This window comes from Methylobacterium nigriterrae, assembly GCF_037106235.1.
GTDB classification, from domain to species: Bacteria; Pseudomonadota; Alphaproteobacteria; order Rhizobiales; family Beijerinckiaceae; genus Methylobacterium; species Methylobacterium nigriterrae.
This window is the reverse complement of the sequence record NZ_JBAWTG010000133.1, coordinates 1-12,735: the sequence shown is the minus strand read 5'-3', so window position 1 is coordinate 12,735 and position 12,735 is coordinate 1. Positions and strand designations below refer to the sequence as shown.

Annotated in this window: 14 protein-coding genes and 2 pseudogenes; 9 read left to right on the top strand and 7 right to left on the bottom strand. The window is 66.0% G+C overall.

The window, feature by feature from the left end; all coding sequences use genetic code 11:
• Positions 1-189, bottom strand: a pseudogene (locus WDW90_RS30750) (hypothetical protein); the annotation flags it as partial.
• A gap of 369 nt (positions 190-558) precedes the next feature.
• Here WDW90_RS30750 and WDW90_RS30745 point away from each other — a divergent pair.
• Positions 559-915 carry a hypothetical protein gene (locus WDW90_RS30745; RefSeq protein WP_336491320.1) on the top strand — a complete coding sequence of 119 codons (357 nt, stop codon included), beginning with the start codon at positions 559-561 and terminating at the stop codon, positions 913-915.
• 241 nt (positions 916-1,156) lie between these two features.
• Here WDW90_RS30745 and WDW90_RS30740 read toward each other — a convergent pair whose 3' ends face one another.
• The gene (locus tag WDW90_RS30740; RefSeq protein ID WP_336491318.1) at positions 1,157-1,921 is read right to left on the bottom strand and encodes a Crp/Fnr family transcriptional regulator; all 765 of its coding nucleotides are present in this window, start codon (positions 1,919-1,921) and stop codon (positions 1,157-1,159) included.
• 782 nt (positions 1,922-2,703) lie between these two features.
• Between WDW90_RS30740 and WDW90_RS30735 the strand changes: the two genes are divergently transcribed.
• Genes WDW90_RS30735 through WDW90_RS30710 form a run of 6 tightly spaced genes read left to right on the top strand, consistent with a single transcriptional unit; the run spans position 2,704 to position 7,342 of the window.
• Complete coding sequence (locus tag WDW90_RS30735) at positions 2,704-2,898, top strand: periplasmic nitrate reductase, NapE protein (protein ID WP_336491317.1); 195 nt, start codon at positions 2,704-2,706, stop codon at positions 2,896-2,898.
• A gap of 9 nt (positions 2,899-2,907) precedes the next feature.
• A complete protein-coding gene (locus tag WDW90_RS30730; RefSeq protein ID WP_336491315.1) occupies positions 2,908-3,213 on the top strand; it encodes a chaperone NapD in 306 nt (101 codons plus the stop codon).
• Between the two features lie 41 nt (positions 3,214-3,254).
• Entirely contained in the window at positions 3,255-5,771 is a 2,517-nt protein-coding gene (gene napA, locus WDW90_RS30725) for a periplasmic nitrate reductase subunit alpha (protein ID WP_336491314.1), read from the top strand.
• Positions 5,771-6,229 carry a nitrate reductase cytochrome c-type subunit gene (locus WDW90_RS30720; RefSeq protein ID WP_336491313.1) on the top strand — a complete coding sequence of 153 codons (459 nt, stop codon included), beginning with the start codon at positions 5,771-5,773 and terminating at the stop codon, positions 6,227-6,229. Before napA ends, WDW90_RS30720 begins: the two co-directional genes overlap by 1 nt.
• Position 6,230: 1 nt before the next feature.
• The gene (locus tag WDW90_RS30715) at positions 6,231-6,845 is read left to right on the top strand and encodes a NapC/NirT family cytochrome c (RefSeq protein WP_336491312.1); all 615 of its coding nucleotides are present in this window, start codon (positions 6,231-6,233) and stop codon (positions 6,843-6,845) included.
• Positions 6,836-7,342 carry a DUF4142 domain-containing protein gene (locus WDW90_RS30710; RefSeq protein WP_336491310.1) on the top strand — a complete coding sequence of 169 codons (507 nt, stop codon included), beginning with the start codon at positions 6,836-6,838 and terminating at the stop codon, positions 7,340-7,342. The genes WDW90_RS30715 and WDW90_RS30710 overlap by 10 nt, the downstream gene beginning before the upstream one ends.
• Before the next feature lie 327 nt (positions 7,343-7,669).
• On the opposite strand, the gene WDW90_RS30705 is transcribed toward WDW90_RS30710, so the two are convergent.
• Positions 7,670-8,023, bottom strand: a complete 354-nt coding sequence (locus tag WDW90_RS30705) for a hypothetical protein (protein ID WP_336491308.1) — start codon at positions 8,021-8,023, stop codon at positions 7,670-7,672.
• Between the two features lie 61 nt (positions 8,024-8,084).
• On the opposite strand from WDW90_RS30705, the pseudogene WDW90_RS30700 reads away from it, so the two are divergent.
• Positions 8,085-8,290 (top strand): annotated as a pseudogene (locus WDW90_RS30700) (protein kinase); the annotation flags it as partial.
• Positions 8,291-8,561: 271 nt separating this feature from the next.
• Positions 8,562-8,978, top strand: coding sequence for a heavy-metal resistance (locus WDW90_RS30695; RefSeq protein WP_336491306.1), 417 nt, complete (start codon positions 8,562-8,564; stop codon positions 8,976-8,978).
• Positions 8,979-9,576: 598 nt separating this feature from the next.
• Here the strand turns inward: WDW90_RS30695 and WDW90_RS30690 are convergent.
• From WDW90_RS30690 to WDW90_RS30675, 4 genes are all read right to left on the bottom strand, one after another.
• The gene (locus WDW90_RS30690) at positions 9,577-10,359 is read right to left on the bottom strand and encodes a Crp/Fnr family transcriptional regulator (RefSeq protein ID WP_336491305.1); all 783 of its coding nucleotides are present in this window, start codon (positions 10,357-10,359) and stop codon (positions 9,577-9,579) included.
• A 46-nt stretch (positions 10,360-10,405) separates the two neighbouring features.
• Complete coding sequence (locus WDW90_RS30685) at positions 10,406-10,771, bottom strand: PRC-barrel domain containing protein (protein ID WP_336491304.1); 366 nt, start codon at positions 10,769-10,771, stop codon at positions 10,406-10,408.
• Entirely contained in the window at positions 10,732-11,913 is a 1,182-nt protein-coding gene (locus WDW90_RS30680; RefSeq protein ID WP_336491303.1) for an AraC family transcriptional regulator, read from the bottom strand. Before WDW90_RS30680 ends, WDW90_RS30685 begins: the two co-directional genes overlap by 40 nt.
• A gap of 491 nt (positions 11,914-12,404) precedes the next feature.
• Positions 12,405-12,617, bottom strand: coding sequence for a hypothetical protein (locus WDW90_RS30675; RefSeq protein ID WP_336491302.1), 213 nt, complete (start codon positions 12,615-12,617; stop codon positions 12,405-12,407).
• Positions 12,618-12,735 lie beyond the last annotated feature (118 nt).

Sequence of the window (12,735 nt, the reverse complement as noted above, 5' to 3'; positions counted from 1 at the left end):
GTCCGGCCGGCGCCAGTTGGCGGCCGGGAAGCGGCCCGAGATGCGCTCGATATCGGCGAAGACGCGGTAGCGGCGCTCGCCGTGCAGGCGGTCGAGCGCAGTGCGGAAATGGCCCTCGTAGTTGGTCCCGGTCCGGCGACCTCCGACCAGGGCCAAGCACTCCAGTTCGGTGTTCACAGTAGAGCGCATCCCCTCGCCTTCCCATCATGACATTCGCGGTTACCCGTCGATTAACCCGAGGCGGGAGCTCAGAGCAGATGCCCTCGCGAAGAGCTGCCCCGCTGCTCCGATCCGCTCCCAATCTGTCCGGAGCGGAGGGTGAGGCGCGTTGATCTCGATCAAACCGCTACGGAAGCACGACCACCACCGACCAGGTTCACCCCCTGCGTGCGAAAGGGACCGCTTTCGTGGCCTCCGTCCAAGTGGCCAACGGTCCCTCTTCTGATATCGGGTCGGGCACGCCGCCTTGATGCAAATCAAGGCCAGCGTGGTTGTCGCGGCGCACAAGGCCGCGCCCGGTACGGTCGCTACCTGCCCGACTTCCAAGGGACCCTCACCATGCGCATCACGACGCTCATCCTCTCCTCCGCCGCCCTGGGCTGTACGGCGTTATCGGCCTTTGCCACGCCCTGCGCACAGCAGATCGGCGCCCTGCAGCGCCGGCTCGACAGCATCGGCGCCGTCCGGGTGGCCGGTCTTGAGCCCGGCCACACCTTGACGATAGGCTCGATCAAGGCGCTTCCGCGGGTCCTCGCGGAGCAGCCGAGTGAGCCCTCGCTCAAGCCGACCCGTGAGCATGTCTCGGCGGCCCGCACGCTGATCCAGGAGGCCGTTATTGAGGACCGCGAGGGCAATCAGCGCGCCTGCGAGAACATCCTGACGGACGCCAAGCGTCTTATCGGTCCCCTGCCCTGAGACGTCGGTGGGCCGGGCGCCGGCCCCAGCAGGACGGCGTCGGTGCAACCCCTGGGCAGGCTGTCGGATGACCCCCGCCGGTGAGGGCCTGCCCCGGCGAGTAAACTTTGCCGTTATGGCGCGCGGCGGTACCCGTCGCCCGGCGAGACCATCTGAGCTGGCGTTTCGCCCGCAGACGGGCCGTGGCGGCGGACAGGGGACAGCAGGGCAGTCCGGGCGACTTCGCACCAGGCTCCCCTCGCTAACGGCGTCCTAGCCTTGACGTCCGAATGCCATGGGGCATGCAAGCGCCGGGGCCGCCTATGAGGCCCGTGCCTTGGCCTGCGATCTGGGCCAGCCTCTGCTGCTCGACCAAGATGATCCGCTCTCGCCCGAGCCGCACGAATCCCTGCTTCCGCCAGCCGCTCAGCACCCGGCTCACCGTGAAGTAGGTGACGCCCGTCATCTCCGCGACGTCCTTGCGCGTGATGGGAAATGCGACCTCGACGCCCTCCGGGCAGGCGCGCCCCACCTGATTGGCGAGGCGCAGGAGGATACCGGCGATCCGCGCCTCGACGCCCTTGTCCGTCAGGTCGGCCACTCGGCCGACCATCTCCCGGGCCCGGTCCCCGACGGTTCGCAGCGCATTGACCGAGATCGCGGGATAGCGATGCATCAGGTCGAGGATCTGCACCGCGCCCCAGCACAGGACGCTGGTGGGCTTGATGGCGGTGGCGGTCGCAGGAAAGGGGAGTTGCTGGAAGACGGCGACGCAGCCGACGAGGTCGCCGGCTCCCATGAACCGGAGTGTCGTCTGCCCGCCCTCTGGATTGACCCGTGACAGCTTCACCAAGCCCCTGCTGACCTGAAACAGCTGGCTCGGTGCATCCCCTTGATGGAAGAGGGTCGTCCCGCCCGCGATCTGGCGGGACGAGGCCGCATCCAGCAGGGCGTCGGCTGCTTCGCGATCCAGGCCCGTGAACAGCGCCCCCACGGCTGGTTTGGTCCATCCCAGCACCTGATCCATCGGCCGTTCCCCTCCTCTCATCCCGCGCCGCGCCGGTTCTGCGTCCTCCTACGCGACGGAAGCGCAGGAGATTTCGCAAGCCGCAGCCTGCTGGCCCGTCCAGGCCCAAGGCAAGGCCGACGAGACAGCGTGCATGTGCGTCACCGGGGGCGCAGGCGCATTGATCTCGCTCAAACGCAGACAGGGCAGCGAGGACGGGTTTGAGGCGGCCGGGTCTCCGGTCGAATTGAGCGCCGCCGCAGCACCAGTTTGTGCGTGCGCAAAGAGCGGCTTGCCTCGTTGGACTTTAACGCGTTCCGCAGACACGGGCGCCGCTGCTGAGCGCGGTCACGGCAGACCACGCCCGGCCAGCCCCGGCACGAGGGGGCTAGGACCTGCGCGGGCGGGACGGGCGCGGGGCGCTCGCGTGATAGTTCGGTCGATCCGGTTGGATCGCAGCCGCGGACCTTGCCGAAATCCCTGAGGCGGAGCGGCCTGTTTGCGCGCGAGCAAAGAGTTGCGCACGCTTTCGGCTAGGATTTCTCATGAGGTGCACGCCTCGACGCGGGTGCTGACAGGGAGATGGACACGATGGGAACGCGCAGCCGGCTACCCCTCGATCCCTGGCCCGTCGCCTTCCGCATGGGCAGCGCACCGTCCTTGCTGGCCGCGCAAGCCGAGCCGAGCAGTACGCCTCCCCGCGCCGCCATCCCGGCTGGCGACGAAGCGCTATTCGCGAGAAGCGTTCCGCGACGCTTTCCTGCGGTGCCGCCGTCCGGCAGCGAGCCGAGTTGAGAGGGCTCGTGCAAGATCCTCTCGCTCAGTCCGGAGCATCGACGCGGGGCGCGCCTGCGCGACAAGCGCGCGTGCGTGAGTTGCTGGCATTCTTGGTCTTGGCCGTCCTGATTTGGCCGATCATCGCGGTAGGGGTGGTCTCCGGCTGGGGCTTCCTCGTTTGGATGTACTACGCGTTCACTGGTCCCCCAGGGCCCGTTTAGGAGTTTGCAATGACGCGCGGATCGGCTTCCTGGTCCCGCCGGGATCTGCTCTCCGGCTGCACGGCCACCGGCGTTCCAGCTGGCGAGCATCATGTCACGGGTCTGGTCGTCCATGCGCGGCCGGAGCACCTGTCCAGCGTGCTGGCATTCCTCCGGGCCATGCCGGGCCTCGACGTGCATGGGGACAGCTCCGCCGGGAAGATCGTCGTGACGCTGGAGACCCGGTCCGAGCACGACGTCGTGCGGCGGCTCGGCGAGATTGGGGAGCTGCCCGGCGTCCTCTCGACGGCCCTTGTCTACCATCGCTTCGAATAGGCGCTGCGCCGGCCCGGCACACTCGCCCCCAGGAGACGACTATGGACGTGTCCCGCCGAACTCTGCTCAAGGCGCAGGCCGCCGCCGCCGCCGCAGCCGTCGCCGGCGTCGACCTGCCGGCCCAGGCGCAGAATCTCGCGGCTGGCGAGGACATCGCCCTGAGGTGGTCGAAGGCGCCGTGCCGGTTCTGCGGCACCGGCTGCGGCGTGATGGTCGGGGTAAAGGACGGGCGCGTCGTGGCAACCCACGGCGACATGCAGGCCGAGGTCAATCGCGGCCTCAACTGCGTGAAAGGCTACTTCCTCTCGAAGATCATGTACGGCGCGGATCGGTTCACCCGACCGCTGATGCGGGTGCGAGACGGGAAATTCGACAAGAGCGCGGAGCTGCAGCCTGTCTCCTGGGACCAAGCCTTCGACGAGATGGCGCGCCAATGGAAGCGCATCCTGCGGGAAAAGGGGCCGAAGGCCGTTGGCATGTTCGGCTCGGGCCAGTGGACCATTTTCGAGGGCTACGCCGCGACCAAGCTCATGCGGGCTGGCTTCCGCTCGAACAACCTCGACCCGAATGCCCGCCACTGCATGGCGTCCGCTGCGGTCGGCTTCATCCGCACCTTCGGCATGGACGAGCCGATGGGCTGCTACGATGATTTCGAGCACGCCGACGCCTTCGTGCTCTGGGGCTCGAACATGGCGGAGATGCACCCGATCCTGTGGACGCGGGTCATCGACCGGCGGCTGAGCGCACCACACGTTCGGATCGCGACCTTGTCGACCTACGAGCACCGCACGACCGACCTGTCAGACCAAGCCCTGATCTTCAAGCCCGGCACCGATCTCGCCATCCTCAACTTCGTGGCGAACCACATCATCCAGACCGGCGCGGTGAACCGGGACTTCGTCGACCGGCACGTGAACTTCCGGATGGCCAACACGGACATCGGCTACGGCCTGCGGCCCGAGCACGTGCTGGAACAGCGCGCCGCCCACGCCAACGAAGCGGCGGTCTCAAAGCCGTCCGACTTCGATGCCTATGCCCGGATGGTGGGGGACTACACGCTCGACAAGACGGCCGACCTCACCGGGGTTTCGAAGGAGCGCCTGCTCACGCTCGCGAAAATGTACGCTGACTCAAAGACCAAGGTGATGTCGCTCTGGACGATGGGCTTCAATCAGCACGTGCGCGGCGTCTGGGCCAATCACCTCGTCTACAACATCCACCTGCTGACCGGGAAGATCGCCGAGCCCGGCAACAGCCCGTTCTCCCTCACGGGCCAACCCTCGGCATGCGGCACCGCCCGCGAGGTCGGCACCTTCGCGCACCGTTTGCCCGCCGACATGCAGGTGAACAATCCCGAGCACCGCAAGCGCGCGGAGGAGATCTGGAAACTGCCAGAGGGCGTGCTCAGCGGGGAGATCGGCTACCACGCCGTGCAGCAGGACCGCATGCTGAAGGATGGCAAACTCAATGCCTACTGGATCATGTGCAACAACAACCTGCAGACGGCGCCCAACACCAATAACGAGACCTATCCGGGCTATCGCAACCCAGCCAACTTCGTTGTCTGCTCTGACCCCTATCCGACAGTGACCGCGATGGCTGCCGACGTCGTGCTGCCCACAGCCATGTGGGTCGAGAAGGAGGGAGCTTACGGCAACGCTGAGCGCCGTACCCACATGTGGCACCAACTCGTCAATGCGCCCGGCGAGGCCCGCTCGGACCTGTGGCAGCTGATGGAGTTCTCCAAGCGCTTCATCACCGATGAAGTCTGGGCGCCGGAGACGCTCGCCGCCCATCCTGAGTACAAAGGCAAATCCCTATTCGACGTGCTCTGGCGAAACGGCAAGGTCGATCGCTTCGGGCTCGATGAGTTGGCGGCCGATTACGACAATGACGAGTCGAAGCAGTTCGGCTTCTATGTCCAGAAAGGTCTGTTCGAGGAATACGCCTCGTTCGGACGCGGCCATGGCCACGACCTCGCGCCGTTCGAGCGCTACCACGAGGTCCGCGGCCTGCGCTGGCCCGTCGTTGACGGCAGGGAGACGCGCTGGCGCTACCGCGACGGGCACGACCCCTACGTGGAGAAGGGAAGCGGCTGGCAGTTCTACGGGAACCCGGACAAAAAGGCCGTCGTCATGGCCGCGCCCTACGAGCCGCCTGCCGAGGTGCCGGACCAGGAATACGACCTGTGGCTGGTTACCGGCCGCGTCCTGGAACATTGGCATTCGGGCTCCATGACGATGCGGGTTCCCGAGCTCTACCGGGCCTTCACCGGCGCGGTGATGTTCATGCACCCCGACGACGCGCAGAGGCGCGGCCTGCGGCGCGGGCAGGAGGTGCGCATCGTGTCGCGGCGGGGCGAGATCCGGTCCCGGGTCGAGACCCGCGGGCGCAACAAGATGCCGGAGGGACGCGTCTTCGTGCCGTTCTTCGACGCGAGCCAGCTGATCAACAAGGCCACACTGGATGCGACGGACCCAATCTCCAAGCAAACCGACTTCAAGAAGTGCGCCGTCAAGGTGATCGGCGTCGCCACGGTCGAGCGGGGGGCGGATTGATGCGCCCGGTCCCACTCGCGGCCTTTGCTGGTGCGACCTGCCTTGCCGCGGGCGCGCTGCTCGCGCAGGAGGCTCCTCGCCTGACCGGGCCCGACCCCTTCACCCAGGAGACGCCGGCCCCGCCGATGCAGCGGCAGGTCACCGACGACGTCCGGCGCAAGCGCAACTACCCGGACCAGCCCCCCCTGATCCCGCACGCCATAGAGGGTTATGCGCTCGATCTCAACGCGAACAAGTGTCTGTCCTGCCATGCCCGGAAATTCACCGAGCAGTCGCAGGCGCCGATGATCAGCGTCACCCATTACCAGGACCGTGACGGCAACACGCTCGGCGGGGTGTCGCCGCGGCGCTACTCCTGCCTTTCCTGCCACGTGCCGCAGACGGGCGTTCAACCTCTTGTTCCCAACACCTTCGTCGACATGGACGCGCTGGTCGAGCTCGAGCCGCGGGGACGCTGACATGGCGGCGGTTGCAAGGGCCTGGTCCTGGTTCTGGCTGAACCCGTGGGTGCGCACGGCCACCCGTCCGCCGGTCACGCTGTCCCTCGCGTTTCTGACGCTGGGCGGCTTCGTCGCCGGCGTGCTGTTCTGGGGCGGCTTCAACACGGCCCTGGAGGCCACCAATACCGAGAAGTTCTGCACCTCCTGCCACGAGATGAAGGCGAACGTCTTCGAGGAGCTCAAGGGCACGGTGCACTACGCCAATCGATCGGGCGTCCGGGCAACCTGCCCCGACTGCCATGTCCCGCATCAGTGGACCGACAAGATCGCGCGCAAGATGCAGGCCTCGAAGGAGGTCTGGGGCCACATCTTCGGTTCGATCGATACTCGGGACAAGTTCCTCGATCTGCGCCGTCACTTGGCGGAGCACGAATGGGCGCGCATGAAGGCCAACGACTCGCTGGAATGTCGCAACTGCCACAGCGCGCAATCGATGGACGTGGCGAAGCAAAACCCGCGGGCGGCGGCGGCTCACGAGAAGTATCTATTCACGAGCGAGAAGACCTGCATCGATTGCCATAAGGGCATCGCCCACAAGCTGCCCAACATGCAGGGAGTTCCCGGATGGCAATGACCAGGTGCTGGCTGATTCTCGCGGCTTTGGCCTTCTGGGGCATAACTCCCGCTCTCCCTCAACCACCCGACGCCGGGAGGCGCTTCGTCGAGGCGGCCTACGCCTCGGCGCTCTTCCAGGCGCGCATCTCGGGCATCGCGGCGGCTAAGGACGTCAGACCTGGCATCAAGGCCCTGGCCGAGCGCGTCCGCGACTTCCGGAAAGCGCAGTTGCCAGAGCTTGCCCAGCTCGCCAAGGCGTCCGGAGTCGAGGTGCACGATACACTTGACCGCGAACTGCGGAGCATTGTCGAGAACATCGAGCCACTGGATTATCTGGCACTCTCCCGACGCTATGCCGAGGTCGAGACTCAGGCGCTCGAAAAGGAGATCAACGCCTACGAAGATGTCGCCCGAGCGGGCCCGCAACCGGTGCAGGACTATGCCGCTGCGACCCTGGAGAAGCTGCGTGAACTCCGCAAAGCTGCGAAGGACGGACTTGCGGCCGTCGCTCCCTGACGCGGCATCCGGTTTCTAATGACGGATCAGAGCTGGACCCGGGAAGGATTTGCCGGTTCGGGGCCCCGTCCGGCCGTATCGGAGGCCCCCTCGATCCATCGCGGGCGCTCAGGGAAGTGGCTCCGCGACAATTCCCCTTCGACAGAGTCGGGAGTACAGGCACGTCCCTTTCCGGTATCCAGCTCGCCCAATTGCTCCATCAAGTCAGTATCTGCCTGAATGCCCCCCCCTCGATGATCGAGCTTAAGGCAGTCGGTCAGTGCGCGGGGGCAGTCATGACTACGGACGCGAAACTGCCTTCTCACCCCGCTGCGCCTGACACAGGATCTAGAACGTCCCCACTGTTGCGCCGACGTGTTCAAAACGTGCCACGATGCGAAGGCCAGCCCAAAGCTCGACGATTTCGTCTGCGTTCTCGTCGGCTAGTCCGCGCGCCAACGTCCAGGCTTCCTCTTCGGTCCCTGCCTTCAGCGGGACCATCCCGAGCACGCGCCCGCATCGAGCAACGAAGAACGCGCGATACGTCTCCAGTTCGGAGCAGTGAACGTGTGGGAGAGCCGTACTGCGATCGGTTGGGGCTTCGGCCATCATGGTATTCGATTCCAGTTCTGACGTGGAAGCGCGCATTGTGCCTGGATCGGCCGGAGGAAATGCCGGATAGCCCAAGTCTGACGTCACCATCTCAGGCTCTCGCCCGAGTGGCTTTGATCCAAGTCATGGAACTCGTGTGAGTAATGCGGAGCTCACAGCGTGTCCGCGCGAGATATTCGGTCTCGCCGAGACGCTTGAGGTGCTGGACCTGAGCGGCAGCAATCTCAGCACATTGCCCGACGACATGGGCCGGCTTCGCCGGCTGAGGGTGGTTTCTGCTCCGGCACCCGCTTTGAGCGGCTGCCCGCCGCGCTCGGAGACTGCGTAGCGTTGAGCCAGATCGGCCTCCGAGCAACACCCGACGGGCTCGCAAGGCCCTACCAAGCTCTTGCTTGAGGTGCTCATTTGCTTGGTGCCGATAGCGACTGAGAACGTTCGCGAATGTCTGCCCGGTGTGGGGTAGCGGAGAGCCCCTATCGGCCGCTGGTGAGCGTTTCTGTAGGGGCGCAGAGTTGCGCAGCACAGGCCATCCTTGGGGGTGCTGTGCTTCGCTCAGAATTATCCTTGAGCTAGATCAAAGACACTCGGGCTCAGATGGCCTGAGCTGTCTCCATCAAGGGTGGCGGCTATGATTTCACGTTCCGACAAACCAGTCCCTGGCACCTTGTTCGATGAGCTCTTCATTCCCCTGGGTGATTGGGTCCATCTGTTGAAAGTCGCTCAGGAGCTGAGGAGAATCGACAGCGAATTCATGGATACGATGCTGGAGGCACATGCTTCCGGCCCTCGCGCACTCTCACCGTACGAGATCACCAAGGTCCGCAGCCTCGTGCAGCTACTCAAGCAGCTTGATCTCGACCCGGCGGCCATTTGCCGTGAGCTGCCCGAGACCATGGACGAGCTTGAGATGGCGTGCATTGGTTGTACTCAGCGCACCCGTTGTGACCATGAACTCGCTGCTGGAACCGCTGCTGTGACCTACCAACAGTTCTGCCCAAACGCGCAACGTCTCATGCACGTCGGTGAACAGCTCGCACACCGATGAACAGCTCGGTGCTCAATTATGCCTGCCTTTCACGCCTGATCCGCTCAACCCACGCTCGTCCTCCTTCAGGTGCTCCAGCCAGTGTCTGAAGGCCCGCGCCTGACGAGCTGGTGAGCCCTTCACGAGGCCGGACAGCGCCTCACGGGAGACAGGTGAGCGCGCCGGTGAGGTGCAGCCTTCGGGCAGGCGCCGCGCCCCTGGCGGTCGCGTCGCTGGGGGCGCCCATTTTCGGAGATGACATGCCCGCAATCATCCGCGCATGCCCCGCGGCACCCTCGTTCAACAACTCGCCGGCCTCGCAGCAGCCGGGTCCAAGCTCAGGCCGTAGCCACTCCGAGTCCGAGCAGGTCCGCGCGAGTCCGCCGGCACGGCTCCTAACCGGAAGAACACCTTTTGACCCGATGCAGCCCTTCACCGCGCGTGTGAGGAATGTCCGGTCGCGAGCGTATTCCGGACAATTGATTTCCTAACAGGGTTCCCTGACGCGGGCAGCCGAGGAGCCAGGGCACCGGGCAGGACGCAATCGGCGTGCATGGTTTCCCGTCGTTTTTCTAACACAGCGTTTTGCGCCGCTTGAGACAGTCCATTAGGGCAAGCCCTATTGGAACGTTCGAGAAGACTCTCTCGGTTCGAGCCTTCCTAAGGATCTCGGTGCGACCGGCCCGGCGTGGGGACGCGCGGAGCCCGTGCCTTGGCCTGCGATCTGGGCCAGCCTCTGCTGCTCGACCAAGATGATCCGCTCTCGCCCGAGCCGCACGAATCCCTGCTTCCGCCAGCCGCTCAGCACCCGGCTCACCGTGAAGTAGGTGACGCCCGTCATCTCCGCGACGTCCTTGCGCGTGATGGGAAATGCGACCTCGACGCCCTCCGGGCAGGCGCGCCCCACCTGATTGGCGAGGCGCAGGAGGATACCGGCGATCCGCGCCTCGACGCCCTTGTCCGTCAGGTCGGCCACTCGGCCGACCATCTCCCGGGCCCGGTCCCCGACGGTTCGCAGCGCATTGACCGAGATCGCGGGATAGCGATGCATCAGGTCGAGGATCTGCACCGCGCCCCAGCACAGGACGCTGGTGGGCTTGATGGCGGTGGCGGTCGCAGGAAAGGGGAGTTGCTGGAAGACGGCGACGCAGCCGACGAGGTCGCCGGCTCCCATGAACCGGAGTGTCGTCTGCCCGCCCTCTGGATTGACCCGTGACAGCTTCACCAAGCCCCTGCTGACCTGAAACAGCTGGCTCGGTGCATCCCCTTGATGGAAGAGGGTCGTCCCGCCCGCGATCTGGCGGGACGAGGCCGCATCCAGCAGGGCGTCGGCTGCTTCGCGATCCAGGCCCGTGAACAGCGCCCCCACGGCTGGTTTGGTCCATCCCAGCACCTGATCCATCGGCCGTTCCCCTCCTCTCATCCCGCGCCGCGCCGGTTCCCGTCCTTCACGGCTTGAGGAGCGGGATTTGCCGGATGCTCTCGCGCGTGCCGCTGACGGTCAGGTCATTCTCGAATTGATGCAGATGCGGGACCGGGATGCCGATCTCCCCGCCGCCGAGCCAGCGCCGGCGCGCCACGACTGCAATCAGCGTGGTGCCGTCCTGCGAGACCCGCACATCCTGCACACGGCCAACGACGAGCTTGTCGTTGGCGTAGAGCCAGCGGCCGCGGAGCGTCGGGACCAGCGAAGCCGCGCCGAGCTGCATGCGCGCGTCGGCCCGGGCCACCAGAGGCGAGCGAGCCTCCTGCGCGCTCGCCGTGCCCGCAAGCATCACGAGGGCGCAGGCCCAGGTGCGAACGTGCTGCTGCATCCGATGTCCCTCCCACGCGGGCGAGGTTCTTCGTGGCGTTGGTCGCGCGTCGTCGCTGGCCGGTGGGCCTGCCGCCACGCGCTCGGCGACATGCCCGCCCAGCGCCGGAAGGCGTGCGTGAAGGCGGCCAGCTCGGAGAAGTCCAGGGCGGCCGAGATCTGTGTGACGCTCATGCCGGTGTTGGCCAGGAGCTTCTTGGCCACCCGGAACTGCGCCTCGTTGGCAAGGCGCCGGAAGCTCGTGCCCTCGGCCCGCAGGCGGCGGCTCAGGGTGCGGCGGGAGATCAATCGCAGACGCGCCGCGCGCTCCGCCTTGCAGCGCTGCCGAGTCACAGCGGTCTGGAGGTATTCGCGAAGCTTGTCCGTCAGCGAGGACGGCTCCGCGGCCTCAAGCCGGCGGATATGATCCTCCACTCTCTGGCGCATTGCCGGATCCGCACCCGCGATCCGCTGCGACAGGAGTTCGGTCGGGAACACCAAGGCGGCGGTTTCCGCGCCGAACCGGACGGGGGCGCGAAAGAAGCTGCCATACGAAACCCTGTCGCGCGGCGCCGGGCGCGGCAGAAGCGCCTCCAAGGGCGCCCAGTCGGACCCACATAGCGCCCGCAGGACATTGGCTATCATGGCGAGCCCGCGTTCCGCGTGATGGGCAGCACCTTCGGCTTCCGGCTGATGAGGGGCATAGTTGAGGACGGCGATGTCGTCGTAGACCCCGAGGCCGACCGCCGCGCCCCGGTTCTGCACGCACAGATGGGCTTCGAGGGCCCGCAAAGCGTCTCCGACCGTGTCCGAGCTGCGCATCAGCAGGCCGAGTAGCCCGAGCGAGGCCAGCGTGGTGCGCTGCCCGACCAGGAGGCCGAGATGCGGGCAGCGCGTGCGGTCGACCGCGAGGGCGATCAGGCGACCAATGTCGGTGAACGAGACGAGCCTGTGGCCGCCGTTGAAGAGCCGCGGATCGAGGTCCGCTTCAGTGAGGAGGTCGTCGAGATCGGCCCCGAGTTCGATCAGGACCGTGTGGAGCGCCTGCACGATGTCAAGCTGGATGAAGCCGGCAGGAGGAGCTTTCCCAGTCCCGGCGAGATCGCCGGCGGCACCGATCCCCTCCGGGAAGACATTGGTGCGCAACCCAGCAGGCGAGAGCATGGAAAATCCTCCCGCGCTTTGATGGAATGACGTGCCAGCTCCCGCTTGATCAAATGGGACAACGGAGTTTCTTCTCCGGGTAAGGTTTTAAATCTACATTTGTTTCACGCCACCCATTGCCGTTTCACGCAACCGGGCCGCTGCCCCCTCGCTGGCAGGCCAGCAAGCGCTCCATAACGTCAAATCCGCGACAGCGCGCCGGTTGTGTCCAAGCTCAAGGCGGCCAGCCTCTCAGCGTGCGCCATTACCCAGTGATATCTGGGCTGCGGCATCGGTCGCGTGTCACGGTCCGAGTAGCTCGCAGGGTATGTTCGCGAGAACGCAAGAAGCAGCGCGCATCTCGATTTGGAGGGGCGGGATCGTCATGCGCGCGACCAGCAATACGGCCGAGAACGCCAGCACCAGCAACGCTGCGCGGCGGACATCGGAGCGCGCTGCTTCGAGCACCGGTAGGCTTGTAGGCATTATCCCTACCCTCCCTCGGCGACACGTCAGTAGCCTTGCAAGGCCCCGAGCGCCGCCCGCCGCCCCCGCAAGACCGTGAGGTATTCCTCGGTGTCCCGCAGCGCCTGCTCGGCCGCGGCGGTGTCCCGACCGTGCCTCATCTGATCCGCGATGCGGATCAGTTGCACGATCCGAAGCCTCTCCTCCTCGGCGATGTGCCGCTTCGTGAGAGCCAGCTCGTAGGCGGCCGACCACGTCATGGTGCACCTCCATTGCTACGGCCGGTCCGCTGGGGCGAGCAGGCGTCCTGCGCGTTCGCCGCGCCCGTGAGCATCATGAGGGCGCAGACCCAGGTTTGAGCTTACAGGCCCGTATCAG

What these genes read in the sequence shown, in the direction of transcription:
- WDW90_RS30745 (WP_336491320.1), top strand. Translation starts at nt 559, where the DNA reads ATGCGCATCACGACGCTCATCCTCTCCTCCGCCGCCCTGGGCTGTACG.
- WDW90_RS30740 (WP_336491318.1), bottom strand. Translation starts at nt 1,921, where the DNA reads ATGGATCAGGTGCTGGGATGGACCAAACCAGCCGTGGGGGCGCTGTTC.
- WDW90_RS30730 (WP_336491315.1), top strand. Translation starts at nt 2,908, where the DNA reads ATGACGCGCGGATCGGCTTCCTGGTCCCGCCGGGATCTGCTCTCCGGC.
- napA (WP_336491314.1), top strand. Translation starts at nt 3,255, where the DNA reads ATGGACGTGTCCCGCCGAACTCTGCTCAAGGCGCAGGCCGCCGCCGCC.
- WDW90_RS30720 (WP_336491313.1), top strand. Translation starts at nt 5,771, where the DNA reads ATGCGCCCGGTCCCACTCGCGGCCTTTGCTGGTGCGACCTGCCTTGCC.
- WDW90_RS30715 (WP_336491312.1), top strand. Translation starts at nt 6,231, where the DNA reads ATGGCGGCGGTTGCAAGGGCCTGGTCCTGGTTCTGGCTGAACCCGTGG.
- WDW90_RS30710 (WP_336491310.1), top strand. Translation starts at nt 6,836, where the DNA reads ATGGCAATGACCAGGTGCTGGCTGATTCTCGCGGCTTTGGCCTTCTGG.
- WDW90_RS30705 (WP_336491308.1), bottom strand. Translation starts at nt 8,023, where the DNA reads ATGGTGACGTCAGACTTGGGCTATCCGGCATTTCCTCCGGCCGATCCA.
- WDW90_RS30695 (WP_336491306.1), top strand. Translation starts at nt 8,562, where the DNA reads ATGATTTCACGTTCCGACAAACCAGTCCCTGGCACCTTGTTCGATGAG.
- WDW90_RS30690 (WP_336491305.1), bottom strand. Translation starts at nt 10,359, where the DNA reads ATGGATCAGGTGCTGGGATGGACCAAACCAGCCGTGGGGGCGCTGTTC.
- WDW90_RS30685 (WP_336491304.1), bottom strand. Translation starts at nt 10,771, where the DNA reads ATGCAGCAGCACGTTCGCACCTGGGCCTGCGCCCTCGTGATGCTTGCG.
- WDW90_RS30680 (WP_336491303.1), bottom strand. Translation starts at nt 11,913, where the DNA reads ATGCTCTCGCCTGCTGGGTTGCGCACCAATGTCTTCCCGGAGGGGATC.
- WDW90_RS30675 (WP_336491302.1), bottom strand. Translation starts at nt 12,617, where the DNA reads ATGACGTGGTCGGCCGCCTACGAGCTGGCTCTCACGAAGCGGCACATC.